Source organism: Comamonas sp. 26, assembly GCF_002754475.1.
Classification (GTDB): domain Bacteria; phylum Pseudomonadota; class Gammaproteobacteria; order Burkholderiales; family Burkholderiaceae_C; genus Comamonas.
In genome coordinates, this window is sequence record NZ_PEFL01000001.1 from 59053 (window position 1) to 73313 (window position 14261).

At 62.2% G+C, this 14261-nt stretch carries 11 protein-coding genes; 7 read left to right on the forward strand and 4 right to left on the reverse strand.

From position 1 onward, the window contains the following. The first annotated feature begins 23 nt into the window (after nucleotides 1–23). Nucleotides 24–854 carry an urease accessory protein UreD gene (locus tag CLU84_RS00290; protein WP_099735404.1) on the forward strand — a complete coding sequence of 277 codons (831 nt, stop codon included), beginning with the start codon at nucleotides 24–26 and terminating at the stop codon, nucleotides 852–854. Here the strand turns inward: CLU84_RS00290 and CLU84_RS00295 are convergent, their stop codons facing one another. Both CLU84_RS00295 and CLU84_RS00300 read right to left on the reverse strand, forming a co-directional pair. Beyond that, nucleotides 855–3206 carry a cytochrome P450/oxidoreductase gene (locus tag CLU84_RS00295; protein WP_099735405.1) on the reverse strand — a complete coding sequence of 784 codons (2352 nt, stop codon included), beginning with the start codon at nucleotides 3204–3206 and terminating at the stop codon, nucleotides 855–857. Nucleotides 3207–3310: 104 nt separating this feature from the next. Continuing rightward, nucleotides 3311–4297 carry a tripartite tricarboxylate transporter substrate binding protein gene (locus CLU84_RS00300; protein ID WP_099735406.1) on the reverse strand — a complete coding sequence of 329 codons (987 nt, stop codon included), beginning with the start codon at nucleotides 4295–4297 and terminating at the stop codon, nucleotides 3311–3313. A gap of 193 nt (nucleotides 4298–4490) precedes the next feature. Here CLU84_RS00300 and CLU84_RS00305 point away from each other — a divergent pair, with 193 nt between their 5' ends. Next, nucleotides 4491–5375 (forward strand): IclR family transcriptional regulator, encoded by an 885-nt coding sequence (locus CLU84_RS00305; protein WP_233209888.1) that lies wholly within the window; start codon nucleotides 4491–4493, stop codon nucleotides 5373–5375. A gap of 10 nt (nucleotides 5376–5385) precedes the next feature. Here the strand turns inward: CLU84_RS00305 and CLU84_RS00310 are convergent, their stop codons facing one another. Further along, nucleotides 5386–6213, reverse strand: a complete 828-nt coding sequence (locus CLU84_RS00310; RefSeq protein WP_099735407.1) for an IclR family transcriptional regulator — start codon at nucleotides 6211–6213, stop codon at nucleotides 5386–5388. A gap of 148 nt (nucleotides 6214–6361) precedes the next feature. Between CLU84_RS00310 and CLU84_RS00315 the strand changes: the two genes are divergently transcribed. From CLU84_RS00315 to CLU84_RS00335, 5 genes are all read left to right on the forward strand, one after another. Beyond that, nucleotides 6362–7318, forward strand: a complete 957-nt coding sequence (locus tag CLU84_RS00315) for an MBL fold metallo-hydrolase (RefSeq protein WP_099735408.1) — start codon at nucleotides 6362–6364, stop codon at nucleotides 7316–7318. Between the two features lie 161 nt (nucleotides 7319–7479). Further along, nucleotides 7480–9168, forward strand: coding sequence for an FAD-dependent oxidoreductase (locus tag CLU84_RS00320; protein WP_099737777.1), 1689 nt, complete (start codon nucleotides 7480–7482; stop codon nucleotides 9166–9168). Nucleotides 9169–9199: 31 nt separating this feature from the next. Next, nucleotides 9200–9466 carry a DUF2783 domain-containing protein gene (locus tag CLU84_RS00325; RefSeq protein ID WP_099735409.1) on the forward strand — a complete coding sequence of 89 codons (267 nt, stop codon included), beginning with the start codon at nucleotides 9200–9202 and terminating at the stop codon, nucleotides 9464–9466. Nucleotides 9467–9566: 100 nt separating this feature from the next. Then, on the forward strand, nucleotides 9567–10541 hold the full coding sequence (locus CLU84_RS00330) for a tripartite tricarboxylate transporter substrate binding protein (RefSeq protein ID WP_198460437.1): 975 nt from the start codon (nucleotides 9567–9569) through the stop codon (nucleotides 10539–10541). A 116-nt stretch (nucleotides 10542–10657) separates the two neighbouring features. Further along, nucleotides 10658–11296, forward strand: a complete 639-nt coding sequence (locus tag CLU84_RS00335) for a response regulator transcription factor (RefSeq protein ID WP_099735410.1) — start codon at nucleotides 10658–10660, stop codon at nucleotides 11294–11296. A 169-nt stretch (nucleotides 11297–11465) separates the two neighbouring features. Here CLU84_RS00335 and CLU84_RS00340 read toward each other — a convergent pair whose 3' ends face one another. Beyond that, on the reverse strand, nucleotides 11466–14063 hold the full coding sequence (locus tag CLU84_RS00340) for a PAS-domain containing protein (protein ID WP_099737779.1): 2598 nt from the start codon (nucleotides 14061–14063) through the stop codon (nucleotides 11466–11468). Between the last annotated feature and the right edge of the window lie 198 nt (nucleotides 14064–14261).

Below are 14261 nucleotides of genomic sequence, written 5' to 3' on the forward strand. Positions count from 1 at the left end.
CTGTAAATCAACGAGGAGAGCCCATGACATGGCATGCCAAGCTGGCGCTGAACTACACACAAACTGTGGACAAGACTTCGGTGCATTTCACGCACGATGGGCCGCTGCGCATTCTCAAGAGCCTGTACCCCGAAGGCCCGGGCATTTGCCATAACGTGCTCGTTCATCCACCGGGCGGACTGGTGGGCGGCGATGTACTGGATATTGATGTGCGTGTGACCGAAGGCGCACATGCACTGATCACTACGCCCGGTGCCACGCGTTTTTACAAAAGCAATGGGCAGCGTGCCTTGCAGCAGACCAAGCTGCATCTGGAGCAGGGCGCACGGCTGGAATGGCTGCCTCTGGAGGCGATTGCGTACAACGCCTGCGATGCCATCAACCACCTTGAATTTGAGCTGGAAGAGGGCGCGCAGCTGCTGACCTGGGATGTGACGGCGCTGGGCTTGCCTTTGGCGGCCCAGCCTTATGAAGCGGGCACTTTTGAGCAGCACATCGAATGGCCGGGTCGCTTTCTGGAGCGAGGCGTGGTCAATGCGCATGATGACTTGCTGCTCAGCGGCGATCTGGGGCTGGCTGGCCACCGCTGTCTGGCCAGTCTGATTTTTGCCAGCGGCACCCCCATCACCCGCCAGCAGCGCGAGGCCTTGCTGGAGGGCACGCATGCGCTGCTGGAATCAGCTACCGGCGGGGTGGTGAGTGGCGTGACTTCTCCCAATGAAAACATGTTGATTCTGCGCGGTGTATCACCTGTGGTTGAGCCTGTGATGATGCTGTGGAAAACCGTGTGGGCTTTTTGGAGAAAAGAACTCTGGGAGCTGCAGGGCAGTACGCCCAGAATCTGGTCCATGTGATCAAAGTGCCAGCACGATCCTGGACTCCTGTGTTCTGGCGCGTGAGCAGCAGCTCATCATCTTGGTGCAAGCCGCGCGTTCGGCGCGGGTCAGCACCATGTCACGGTGGTCGATATCGCCCTCGATGACCTGTACTTCGCAGGAGCCGCACAGACCTTCGCGGCAATCGCATTCCACGTCGATATTGGCGCTGCGCAGCGCGTCCAGCAAGCTCTCGTTGTTGCGCACCTGCAGCGTGATGCCGGACTCGCGCAACTCCACTTCAAAGCCGTGCTCTTTGCTTGGGTCAAGCGCGCCCAGCGAGCTGGAGAAATGCTCCACGCGCAGACTGTCTTCGGGCCAGTGGCGGCTGGCCTGGCTTAGCCCTTCGAGCATGCGCTGCGGTCCGCAGGCATAGATCTGTGTACCGGGCCGGGTCATCGCCAGCAGCGCCGGGTAATCGGCTCGCAAACCTTCTGCGCCCACATAGATATGGAGTCTTGAACCATGCCGAGCCTGCAATGTATTCAATAGCGCCATGCGTTCACGCTGGCTGCAACTGTAGTGAATTTCATAGGGAATGCCCAGAGCCTGGGCGCGCGCCGCCATGGCCGCAATCGGCGTGATGCCGATGCCGCCGGCCACCAATATCAGCTGCTTCGCGCCTTCGTCGAGCTTGAAGTGGTTGCGCGGGCCGCGCATCTGCACCTTCATGCCGGCTTGCAGCGCGCCATGCACCCAGGCCGAACCGCCACGGCTTTGCTCTTCCCGCAGCACGGCGATCTCGTAGGTATCGGCTTCCTGTGGATCGCCGCACAGCGAGTACTGGCGCGAGATACCTGTGTCGCCGCATTGCAGGTCGATATGCGAGCCAGGCGTCCAGCGTGGCAGGTCGCGGCCGTCGGGTGCCTTGAGGCGCACGCGCAGCACATCCTGTGCGATCAGCTCGGTGCTTTCCACTAGCATGCTGCGGCTGACGCCGCCTTGCGAGGATTCGCCGATGCGCACGGGCTGTTGCTCGCCCAGCAAGCCGGGGTTGCTGCGCTCTGGATTGTGGCTTGCATCCCACTCCACCCACAGATGCTCGGGGCCGCGAAACGAGGTGTTGGGCACATAGCTGAAGGTTTGCTCGGCCAGCTGCATATGCGGCAGGCGGCGCGTGAATTCTTCGAGGAAGATCTGCATCTCCATACGCGCCAGATTCTTGCCCATGCACTGGTGCGAACCGTAGCCGAACGTCAGGTGATCGCTGGCGTTGTCGCGATGGATGTCGAACAGGTCGGCATCGACGAAATGCTGTTCATCGTGGTTGGCTGAAGAGGTGACGATGAGCAGCTTGCTGCCTGCGGGAATGGCCTGGCCGCCGATTACGACATCCTTGGTTGCCAGGCGTCGCCAGGCGGCCACCGAGCCGTTGTGGCGCAGGCATTCTTCGACGGCATTGGGGATCAGCGAAGGATCGGTGCAGACTTCCTGCCAGACCTTGGGGTGCTGCAGCAGCAGCTTGACCGCGTTGGCAGTGGCATTGGCTGTGGTCTCGTGGGCGGCGACGAGGCCGGCCATCATCATCGAGTGCAGATAGGAGTCGGTGACGACCTCGGGCAGTTCTTTCTGTTTGCGAATGCCGTACTGCATCCAGCCTTCGGCATCGGGTGCGGCACGCATTTTGTCGAGAATGCGGCCCGCGTGCTGCCAGAAATTGCCTACGGCATGGGCCACCGCCACCTGCTCCTCGGCTTTGGGGCGGCCCCAGGTGTTGACGGTGTGGGCAATGCTGTATTCGCGCAGCGTGTCCATGTCGTCTGCAGGAACGCCCAGAAAATGCATGGCCACCGTGAGTGGCACTTCCCACAGCATCTGGTCGACCAGATCGGCGCGGCCATCATCGATGAAGCGGTCCACATATTCGCGCGCCAGTTTGCGCACCATGGGCTCGTGGTGTTTGAGTGCCTCGGGCGTGAATGGCTCCATCAGCGCGCGGCGGCGCGGCATATGGGCCGGCTCGTCTTCGTTGACCAGGGTGCGGTTGAGTGCAAAACCGTAACTGGCCAGCACGGCGTTGGCTTCATCGCCCGTGGGAGTGATTTTTTCCAGCGCAATCGAGGGGCTGAAAGTCAGGTTGTCGCGAAAGATGGCCTTGATGTCGTCAAAGCGCGTGACCACCCAGTAGCCCAGCTGCGGGCTGTAGAACACGGGCTCCTGCTCGCGTGCCCAGCGTACATATTCGGGCGGATCCTGCTGGTAGCCATCGGCAAAGGGGTCGAAGTCGGCCGCCCCGTGGCTGATGGGGCAGCCCGTGGGGCCGCTCTTGCCGCTGGGTTGACTGAACTGGCTGTGGTCGATGGGGCAGCGGCTGGGGGTGGAAACGGTCATGGCTATCTCGCAACTCAAAGAGGCAGGGGACGGCGGTGCACCATCCAAGGAGAGCGCGGGGAGCGGCCTGCCGCCAGCCCCCGCGAGATGGATCTGCAGAGCAGTCAGTCCAACGTGATGTTCAGATCCTTGATCAGCTTTTGCCAGCGTGTGCTTTCGCTTTGGATCAGGGCCTGGAATTGCTCGGGCGTATTGCCCACCGGTTCCACGCCAAAGTCGACGAGCTTTTGCTTGACGGCGGGCTCGTTGATGGCTGCCACCACCTGCTTGTTGAGTGCGGTGACTACAGTTGCTGGCGTCTTGGCCGGTGCCACCATGCCTACAAGGGCCGCAGCCTGTACACCGGGCAGGCCCAGTTCAGCAAACGTGGGCACATCGGGCAACTGGGGCAGGCGTGTGGCGTTGGCCACGGCCAGCGGACGCACTTTGCCGCCCTTGATGAACCCCGCACCGGCAGCCAGGTCCACCATCATCACGGGAATCTGACCGCCCGCCACATCGGCCAGTGCCGGAGCCGCACCGCGATAGGGTGCATGGGCGAGCTTGAGCCCGGCTTCGGACTTCAGCAGTTCCATGGCCAGGTGGTGAGGGCTGCCCGCACCGGCGGAGCCGTAGTTCACGCCGTCTGTGCTGGCCTTGGCGGCGGCAATGAACTCCTTTGCGGTCTTGGCTTTTTCGGCGGGGCCGGCCACCAGAATCATGGGGAAGCGGCCCATCAGCGTGACCGGCGTCAGGTCCTTGCCGGGGTTGTAGCTCAGGCTCTTGTAGAGCACGGGGTTGAAAATCAGTGTGCCGTTGTCGGCCGACAGCACCGTATAGCCGTCGGCTGCAGCGCGTGCGGTTTCCGATGCGCCGATGGCCGTATTGCCACCCGGGCGGTTGTCCACCACGATGGGGTGGTGCGCCTGTCCGCCCCAGGCCTGGCCTATGGTGCGGGCCAGAAAGTCCGAACCACCGCCCGCTGCGTAGGGCACGATCCAGCGCACGCTTTTGCTGGGGAACTTGTCCTGAGCGACAGCTGTTGTGGGGGCTGCAGCCAGCCAAAGCATGCTGGTGGCCAGAACCGAGGCGGTAAAAAGGCGTTTCTTCATTGAGGGTGTCTCCTGGGCTGTGGTGTAGTTTTGGCTGCGGATGACAGAGACCCGCATTGCGCTCAACTTTGATTTTTATTTTGCGTAATTTTGATACGCATTGCGTAATATTGATTTCAGGGATTTCCATAACTCAAGCCATGGGTCTGAATCAAAATGCCAGTCAAAGCTCTGGAGACAATCGTGTACAGCTATGAAAAAAGATAAGAGTGCAAACGCGGCGTTGCCGGCGACCGATGTGGACAAGTCCAAAGTCAGAGCGATGCACAGGCCGAAGGCCGAGGCAGATGCAGCAGATGGGCGCGAGCGGCGTCAGCGTGTTCAGGCTGCCGAGACCTGTCTGGCCGTGCTCAAGGCGCTTGCCAGGCTGGGTGGGCGTGCCAGTCTCACGGCCATCGGTGCTGCCGTCGATGAGAGTCCGGCCAAGGTCCACCGCTATCTGGCCAGCCTCATGGCCGAAGGTCTGGTGGAACAGGATCGCGGTGGTACCCAGTACGCACTGGGGCGGGAGGCCATCCATGTTGGTCTGGCTGCCATGCGCCAAAGCGATCCCATTCGCATGGCTGAACCGGCGCTGCTGCATCTGCGTGAATCATTGCAGGTCACGAGCTTTGTGGCCGTCATGGGCAATATGGGGCCAACCATCGTGCGCTTTGAGGAGCCGAGTCTGCCGATCACTGTCAACGTGCGTGTGGGCTCGGTCATGTCCATGCTGTGGTCAGCCACGGGGCGCACATTTTTTGCCTTTGCGGAGCCGCAGGCCGAGGTCGATGCGCTATTGGCTCAGGAGCTTGCGGCTGCAAGTCCCGAGCGCCGTCGTCTGCTGCATGCGGCCCATCCTTTGGATCAACTGCGCAGCGAAATTCGCATGGCTGGCTGCGCGGCGATCAAGGATCTGAACCTGCCCGGAATCAGCGCCGTGGCTGCGCCATTGTTCGACTACAACGGTCATGTGGTGGCCGTGCTCTGCGCGCTGGGTGCCAGCGGAGGCTTCGATCCCGATCCGCAGGGCCGCATTGCAGCGGCCGTGTGTGAGGAGGCGCGCAGCGTCAGCATCTCGCTGGGCTACCGCACCTAGCGGCGAGGGATCAGGCCTCGGCCAGCGTGCTCGGTGCGCCCAGGCGCTGTGAGAGCTGGCGGGCCTGGGCCTGCAGCTTCTGGGTCGGCAGGCCGGCGGGGTCAAGTGTCAGCGTGACCGATGGGCCGATGGCGGCAATTGCCAGCACCAGCTGGCCAAAACCGTCGAACACCGGCACGGCCAGCGCACTGACTCCCGACAGCAGCTGGTTCTCGACCACGCTCAGGTGACTGGCGCGGATCGCTTCCAGCTCCTGCGCAAACTCCGGTTCGTCCAGACTATGGCCTTCGGCCTGCAGCAGCGGCGCGATACGTGCGGGGTCGCCAAAGGCTGCAAAAATCTTGCCCGTGGCCGTATGACGTAAAGAGGCCGGTGTGCCGTGGCGCATGGCCACATAGACATGTGTGGGGCCCTCCTCTACACGGATGATGATCGGACCCTGGCCGCTCCACATGGCGACCGAGACTGTGTAACCGACCTCCTGCGCCAGTGCGGGCAGCTCGGCAATCGCCATGCGCACGGGATCGGCCTGCTGCAGGCTTATCAAGCCCATTTGTATGGCCAGCGGGCCCAGACCGTAATGGCCACTGGCGCGGTCCTGCTCCATCAGGCCCAGCTTGCAGAAGCTCACCAGGTAGGGGTGGGCCTTGGCGGCCGTCATCTCGGCCTCGCGCGCCAGGTCCTTGAGCGCCATGCGCCGTCCCGTGCGTGCCAGCACCTTGAGCAGCTGGCCGCCGACTTCCACACTCTGTATGCCACGTGGCCCGCGCGTGGGCTCGTCGTCGGCGGCATCGAGGGAAAAGCGGGCGTCGTTCAGGAGTCGGGTGGCTTCGGGCATGGCGGCATTGTGACTGCTGAAAAGGGGCTTGAGAGCTTCAAGGGTTTTTCACTATGACAAATGAATTGTTCAATGTTGAATTTTTACGTAGCATTCAGAAATTCGATAAAGACAAATGCATTTGTTATAAGCAAAAAACGTGAAGCCCATGAACACCAAGACCTTTGCCTCCGCCGCCGATCTCGAAATCAAGAAGGTGAGCTTCGACAAGCTTTCCGAACATGCCTACGCCTATACGGCCGAGGGTGACCCCAACACCGGCATCATCATTGGCGACGATGCCGTGATGGTCATCGATACCCAGGCCACACCCGTCATGGCCGAGGATGTGATCCGCCGCATTCGCGAGGTCACGGACAAGCCCATCAAGTACGTCACGCTGTCCCACTACCATGCGGTGCGCGTGCTGGGTGCCTCGGCCTATGGTGCCGAACACATCATTGCCAGCCAGGACACCTACGACCTCATCGTCGAGCGTGGCGAGCAGGACAAGGCCAGCGAGATTGGCCGCTTCCCGCGCCTGTTCCAGAACGTGGAAAGCGTGCCCGATGGCATGACCTGGCCTACCATCACCTTCACGGGCAAGATGACGCTGTGGCTGGGCAAGCTCGAAGTGCAGATCCTGCAACTGGGCCGAGGCCACACCAAGGGCGATACCGTGGTCTGGCTGCCCCAGGAGAAGGTGCTGTTCAGCGGCGATCTGGTCGAGTTCGATGCCACGCCCTATGCCGGTGATGCCTATTTCCAGGACTGGCCGCAGACACTGGATGCCATCGCAGCGCTGAAGCCCGAAAAGCTGGTGCCGGGTCGTGGCGCAGCGCTGCAAAACGCAGCCGAGGTGCAGGCCGGTCTGACGGGCACGCGCAATTTCATCAGCGACCTCTGGGCCGAGGTCAAGGCAGGCGCCGACGCCAAACAGGACCTGCGCAAGGTCTACGAGGCAGCCTTTGCCAAGCTGAAGCCCAAGTACGGCCAGTGGGTGATCTTCAACCACTGCATACCCTTCGACGTGACCCGCGCCTACGACGAGGCCTCGGGCCATGCCGATCCGCGCATCTGGACCGCCGAGCGCGACCGCGAGATGTGGCTGGCGCTGGAAGGTTGATTCGCTCTTCAAGAGCCAAACTGCCGTCAAGCGCTTGATAAATAAGCGCTGACAGCTATCAAAACAGATGACCTATCCGGCTGCCAAGCGCCGGAGGGATGGCTTTTGCCCGAGATTTCTCTGCTGTCGTCGTTTTCTCACCGTTTTCCTTGATGAACGCCATGCCCAACACAGCCATACCCCTTGAGGCCCTGCGCGGCAGCGGCGCCGACATTCAGGCCATTCAGATTCCCTATGTGCGCCATCCGGATCAGGATGTGGCAGAACCTGTGCAGCACCCCGTCGTCATCGTCGGTGCCGGCCCCGTGGGCCTGTCGCTGGCCATTGATCTGGCCCAGCGCGGCCAGCCGGTGGTGGTGCTCGATAACGACTGCAAGTTGTCCACGGGTTCGCGCGCCATCTGCTTTTCCAAGCGTACGCTGGAGATCTGGGATCGACTGGGCGTGGGCCAGCCCATGGTGGACAAGGGCGTGTCCTGGAATCTGGGCAAGGTATTTGCCCAAGACCAGTCGCTGTACCAGTTTGACCTGCTGCCCGAGGACGGCCATGAACGCCCGGCCTTCATCAACCTGCAGCAGTACTACGTCGAGGCCTATCTGGTCGAGCGCGCGCTGCAGTTGCCGTTGATCGATCTGCGCTGGCACAGCAAAGTCACGGCGCTGACGCCCCGCGCCGATGGTGCCTCAGTGACGGTGGAAACGCCCGATGGCGATTACCGGATTGAAGCCCAGTGGGTGCTGGCCTGCGACGGATCGCGCTCGCCCTTGCGCGGCCTGCTGGGCCAGGAAAGCCATGGACGCATCTTCCGCGATCGCTTTCTGATTGCCGATGTGAAGATGCACGCCGACTTTCCCACCGAGCGCTGGTTCTGGTTCGACCCACCGTTTCACCCGGGCCAGAGCGTGCTGCTGCATCGCCAGCCCGACGATGTCTGGCGCGTCGACTTCCAGTTGGGCTGGGATGCCGATCCCGAGGAAGAGAAAAGGCCCGAGAACATTGTTCCGCGCATCCGCGCGCTGCTGGGCAAGGATGCGGACTTCGAGCTGGAATGGGCCAGCGTCTATACCTTTGCCTGCTTGCGTATGGACCGCTTTGTCCACGGCCGCGTGGTCTTCGCGGGAGACAGCGCGCATGGCGTCTCGCCCTTTGGCGCACGCGGTGCCAACAGCGGCGTGCAGGATGCCGAGAATCTGGCCTGGAAACTGGACCGCGTGCTGCGTGCTCAGGCCGATGAGGCGCTGATCGACACCTATGGTGCCGAGCGCGAATATGCGGCCGACGAGAACATCCGTAACTCCACACGCGCCACCGACTTCATCACGCCAAAGAGTGAGATCAGCCGCCTGTTCCGCGACGCGGCGCTGGCACTGGCACGTGAGCATGAGTTTGCGCGTCGCATCGTCAACAGCGGGCGTCTGTCGGTGCCCGCCACGCTGCATTATTCGCCGCTCAACACGCCGGACGGTGAGGTTTTCGATGGCACGCAGCTGCCCGGTGCCGTGCTCAGCGACGCGCCCATGAGACGCCCTGGCGACGCCGCCACGATCTGGCTGCTGCGCGCACTGGGCAGCGATTTCACGCTGCTGCACTTCGGCCCTACACCGGCCTGGGCAATCGAGCTTGCCGGCGTGACCAATCTTTCGATAGCGAGCGAGGGTGAGGCCCATGCCGCACATGCCGACCTGCTGGATGTGCAAGGCCTGGCCGCCAAACGCCTGGATGCGCGCGCCGGCACCAGCTACCTGCTGCGGCCCGACCAGCATGTCTGCGCCCGCTGGCGCCGCCCCGATGAGGCCGGCGTGCGCGCCGCGCTGCAGCGCGCCTGCAGCGCCACGGCATCCGCTGTCTGAACCACCCACGCCCCATCCACAGGAGACTGCCATGCTGCTGTCCACTCGCCCGAATTTGCAGGCTTGCGACGATTTCTACGAAGCTCTGATCGCCACGCATCAGGGCCTGGAAACCGCGCAAAGCCATGCCCTCAATGCCCGCCTGGTGCTGCTGCTGGCCAATCACATTGGTCATCAGGGAACCTTGCTGCATGCGCTCGAACTGGCCCGCACCAGCGCAGGATTTGCTCCTGCCGTTGCGGAACTGGCCGAGCGCGGCGCCGTGACGCCGGTTGCCCCGGTACACGCCGCCGCTTGAGAAGCAGCGCACCGCTTGCATAGCGGCTGCGCCATCCCCCCAAAAGGTGCCCCTGCCACTTATATCTATTCAAGGGGTGCCGCCAATCAAGGAGACAAGGATGATGCAACGCAAACAATTTCTGGCCACACTGGCCTGCTCGACCCTGGCCTGGGCCTCAGGGCCTGCCGCCATGGCTCAGGAAAAACCGCTGGAATGGGTCATCGGCTATGCCGCCGGCGGGGGCTCCGACGTGGTTGCCCGTGTGATTGCCGAGTCTATGGGCCGCAATCTGGAGAGGGTCATCGTCATCAACAACAAGCCCGGCGCTGGCACCAATATCGCGGCCGAGTACAGCGCGCGCTCGCATGACTACGGCAATCTGATGTTCACGGCGGACTTTGCGACGCTGGCGGCCAATCCCTTTTTGTTTCGCAAGCTCAACTACAACGCCGAAAAAGACTTCAAACCCGTGGGCATGCTGGTGCGCTTTCCCATGCTGCTGGTCGTCAACAACGATGTGCCTGTCAACAATCTGAGCGAGTTCATCGCCTGGGCCAAGCAGCAGAAAACCGGCGTGAGCTGGGGCTCTGCCGGTCTTGGTAGCCCTCACCATCTGGTCGGCGAGCTGTTCCGCGAAGAAGCAGGTCTGGGCAATATGACCCATGTGCCATATCGTGGTGCCGCACCAGCGGTGCAGGACGTGATTGGTGGCCAGATTCCGGCCATGTGGGCCGACAGCGCCACCATCATTCCTTTCCTCGGCGAGAAGAAGCTCAAGGCCATCGGTGTGGCCAGCCCGGCACGCATTGATGTGCTGCCCAAGGTTGCCACCTTGCAGGAGCAGGGCCTCAAGGGCTTTGAAGGCTATGCCTGGCAGGGCATCGTCGTGCCCAAGGGCAGCTCAGGCGAGGTGGTCAAGAAGTTCAGCCAGTCGCTGCAGTTCGCTCTGGCCGACACGCGCACCAAGGCCCGGCTGGCCGCCATGGGGGTTGAACCCATGCCCGGTAGCTCCGAGCAGATGGACAAGTTTGTCAGCACCGAGCGCGGTAAATGGGGCCGCGTGATAACGGCCAACAACATCAAGCTCGATTGATGGCTGAGGTCACCCAGCTTAATGATTTTGAGCCCGGGTGACGGACAGGCCTGGACGCGGCGGGATATGCGTTTTTGCAGATGCGCCGCCATGCCAGCCGTGGCAGACTCCGGGCCATGTCCCAGCCCACTCTTCTCGTTGCCGATGATCACCCGCTGTTTCGGGCCGCGCTGATCCAGGTGCTGCACGATCGCTATCCGCAATTTCGCATTGTTGAAGCGGCCAGCGCTCAGACCGTAGGCACGGCCATGCAGGAGTATCCCGAGATCGAGCTGGTGTTGCTGGACTTGGCCATGCCTGGTGCGCGTGGCTTTTCGTCGCTGCTGCATCTGCGCGGTGAATATGCGCAGGTGCCGGTGATTGTGATTTCATCCAACGATGACTCACGCATCATCCGTCGAGCCCAGCAGTTTGGCGCGGCTGGTTTTATCTCCAAGTCCGCCGCTGCCGAGGACATGAGCGCAGCGATTGACGATGTGCTCAACGGCGATGTGAGTTTTCCTTCCATGGTGGCCGAGCGCTCTGAGGCCGACGCCACACTGGCCGCCCGTCTGGCCCAGCTCACCCCTCAGCAGTTTCGGGTGTTGCTGTGCATTGCGGATGGACTTTTGAACAAGCAGATTGCCCATGAACTGGGCTTGGCCGAGAACACCGTCAAGGTCCATGTGACGGCGATTCTCAAGAAGCTGGAATGCTATTCACGAACGCAGGCAGCGGTTCTGGTGAAGAGTCTGGAGAATGATCACGAGGTGTGAAGGCTGCCTTTTTTGATAGCTGTTGGCGCTTTATTTGATTGGGTTTGAGTCTGTTCTTGCTTAGAGCCTGATTGAGGTGCAGCAGCCGGGTTTTGCCCCGGCCTCTGTATCAAGCAAAACAGCAAGAGCTGTTGGGTCACAGTCGTCGGCGAAGAACTTCAATCAACGCTCACGCACCGCCACCTTCCTGCCCCCGCAAAAACGTCTGACTCATCAGCGCCCGCAGCGCAGGCGGGCGCACCGGCTTGGCCAGAAAGCCCCAGCCACGCTCGGCGGCCTGACGGCGCAGAGTGCTGTCGCCTTCGGCGGTGAGCAGGATGACGGGTGGCTGCTGGCCCCAGCGCTCGCAGAGCTGGGCATAGACATCCGGGCCGTAGAGCTGGCCCAGGTGTACGTCCAGAAGTACCAGTTGCGGGGCGTTACCGGGTTTGGCGTATGCCAGTGCCTCGGGGGCGTTGGCGGCCAGCTGTACCTTGCAGCCCCAGCGTTCCAGCAGGGCGCAGGTGGCATCGCGCGTAGGGGGGTCGTCTTCTACGTACCAGATGGCGGCTCCTTGCAGAGGGCTGTCGCTGCGCGTGCTCGGTGATGGTTCCTGCAAGGTGGGCGCCACGGCTGCGGCGTTGCCCAGTGGCACGCTGACCCAGAAGATGCTGCCTTTGCCCAGCGTTGAGCGCAGGCCGATTTCATGGCCCAGCAGCTTGCCAAGGCGCTCGACAATGGCCAGGCCCAGGCCGGTGCCGCGGTCGTCGGCATGGCCTTCATCGAGGCGGCGAAATTCTTCGAAGATTTCTTTTTGCAGGGCTGGCGGAATGCCGGGGCCCTGGTCGTGCACTTCGATATGGACATGGTCACCATGGCGGCGGCAACCGACGACGATGCGGCCCTTGTGCGAGTAGCGGATGGCGTTGGAGACAAAGTTCTGCAGAATGCGGCGCAGCAGGGCTTCGTCGCTGTGCACCACCAGCTGGCTGGGGATGCAGCGCAGGCTCAGGCCTTCATGCTCGGCTTGCAGCGCAAAGTTGTTGTGCACCACTTCCAGTAGCGAATTGATGGTGAAGTCGCGCACATGGACTTCAAGCTGGCCCGATTCCATGCGCGAGATATCGAGCAGGCTGGTGAGGATGGCGTCTTGCGAGGCCAGTGATTTGTCCACGCGCTGGGCCAACAGGCGTCCTGCATCGTCTTGCAGGTAGGCGGGCAGCAGGCTGGTGAAGATGCGCGCGGCGTTCAACGGTTGCAGCAGGTCGTGCACGGCGGATGCGACAAAGCGGGTTTTATAACGGTTGGCACGCTCTGCATCCTGCTTGGCCTGCGCCAGATCATGCGTGCGCTCGGCGATGCGCTGCTCCAGCGTGTCGGCCAGATTGCGCAGCTCGCGAGCGGTGTTTTTGTAGCTGGTGATGTCGGCGTAGCTGGTGACAAAGCCGCCATCGGGCAGTGGGTTGCCACGAATCTCCAGCACCGTGCCGTCGCCCTTGGCGCTTTCATGCAGATGCGGGCTGCCGCTGCGCAGGTGCTCCAGTCGGCGCTGTATGGCCTGATCCACATCGCCCTTGCCCAGCAAGCCGCGCTTGGCATTGTGGCGTATCAAGGTCTCAATGGGCTGGCCCACGCGCATTAGCTCGGGGGGGTAGCGAAAGAGCTCGATATAGCGTGAATTCCACGCAACCAGCCGCAACTGCGGGTCAACCACCACCACGCCCTGGGGCAGGTGCTGCAGGCTGCGCGAGAGGCCGGTTTCGGCCTGCTTGGCGGCCTGAACAATGCCGTCTTGTGCGGTGCGCAGCTCTTGGGCGTGCTGGTGCAGCACGGTTTCCAATTCTTTGCGGCTGCGCTGGCGCAGTGCAGCCAGCCGCTGACGCTGGCGTATGTAGAGCACCAGCAGCGATGCAGCCAGCCAAAGGCCGCCTGCGGCAATGGCTGCCCAGTGGCTGGTGGACTGGTTATGGCTTATGTCGTGCAGCAGGTGCAGCTGCCAGCGGCTTTCTGGCAAATCCATGCGTAGCCAGAGCACGGGGTCGGCCAAATGGGGCTGGCTGAAGGATGCCAGTACGCCGCTGCCTTCAGAGGTCTGGTTGAGACGGTAGCTCAGCGGTTGCAGCGTCTGGTTTGCGTACTGGTGCGTGTCCTGTACTTCCTGCTCGTCTTTGGCGGAAAGCGGCTGCAGCAGGCGGTAGCGCCATTCATCGCGGTTGGAAAGGAAGACCACGCCATGCTCATCGGATGCCAGCACGATGTCTGGCGACTGTAGCCATTCGCCCTCCAACTCTTGGAGCAAAATTTTGATAGCTATGAGGCCAAGCACAGAGCCGTCATCCGCGCGAATGGCTTGAGACAGAAAGTAGCCGGGCAGGCCGGTCGTCATGCCTATGCCGTAAAAGCGGCCGCTGCCATGGCTCAACGCCTGCGTGACGTAGGGGCGAAAGCTGTAATCCTCGCCCACATTGGTGTGCGAGTCGCGCCAGTTGCTGGCGGCCAGTGCCTTGCCGCTCTTGTCGAGGAGGGTGAGGGTGGATGCGCGGCTGGCACCGTTGGCTTGCTCCAGCTTGCGGTTGAGTTGGTCCACCTCCACCGAACTCAAAGGGTGGGTGAGTGCGTCTTTGAGCTGGTTGTCAAGCGCCAGCACCTCGGGCAGGGTGCGATAGCGGTCCACGCGCTGCAGCATGGCCTGTGCGTGGAGGGTGAGTTGGCGCTGCACGCTCTGGCTCTCGTCGTTCAGCGAGGTCTGCAGCGCAATGCGGCTGGCGGCAAACATGCACAGCAGCATGCCGGTCAGCACGACGAGCAGCGTCAGGAGCAGGCGGTTGCGCGCAAATTTTTGAACGAGATTGGACACAAGATGGGACTCTGAGCGCGAGGTGTGTGGTGGATCAGGCGTCTCAGTGTGGGTGGGCAGACGCGTTCAAAGGGATTGTGAGGCACTAGGGGTTTCCCTAGGTTTGTACTCGCTCTCCTAGGGAAGCAG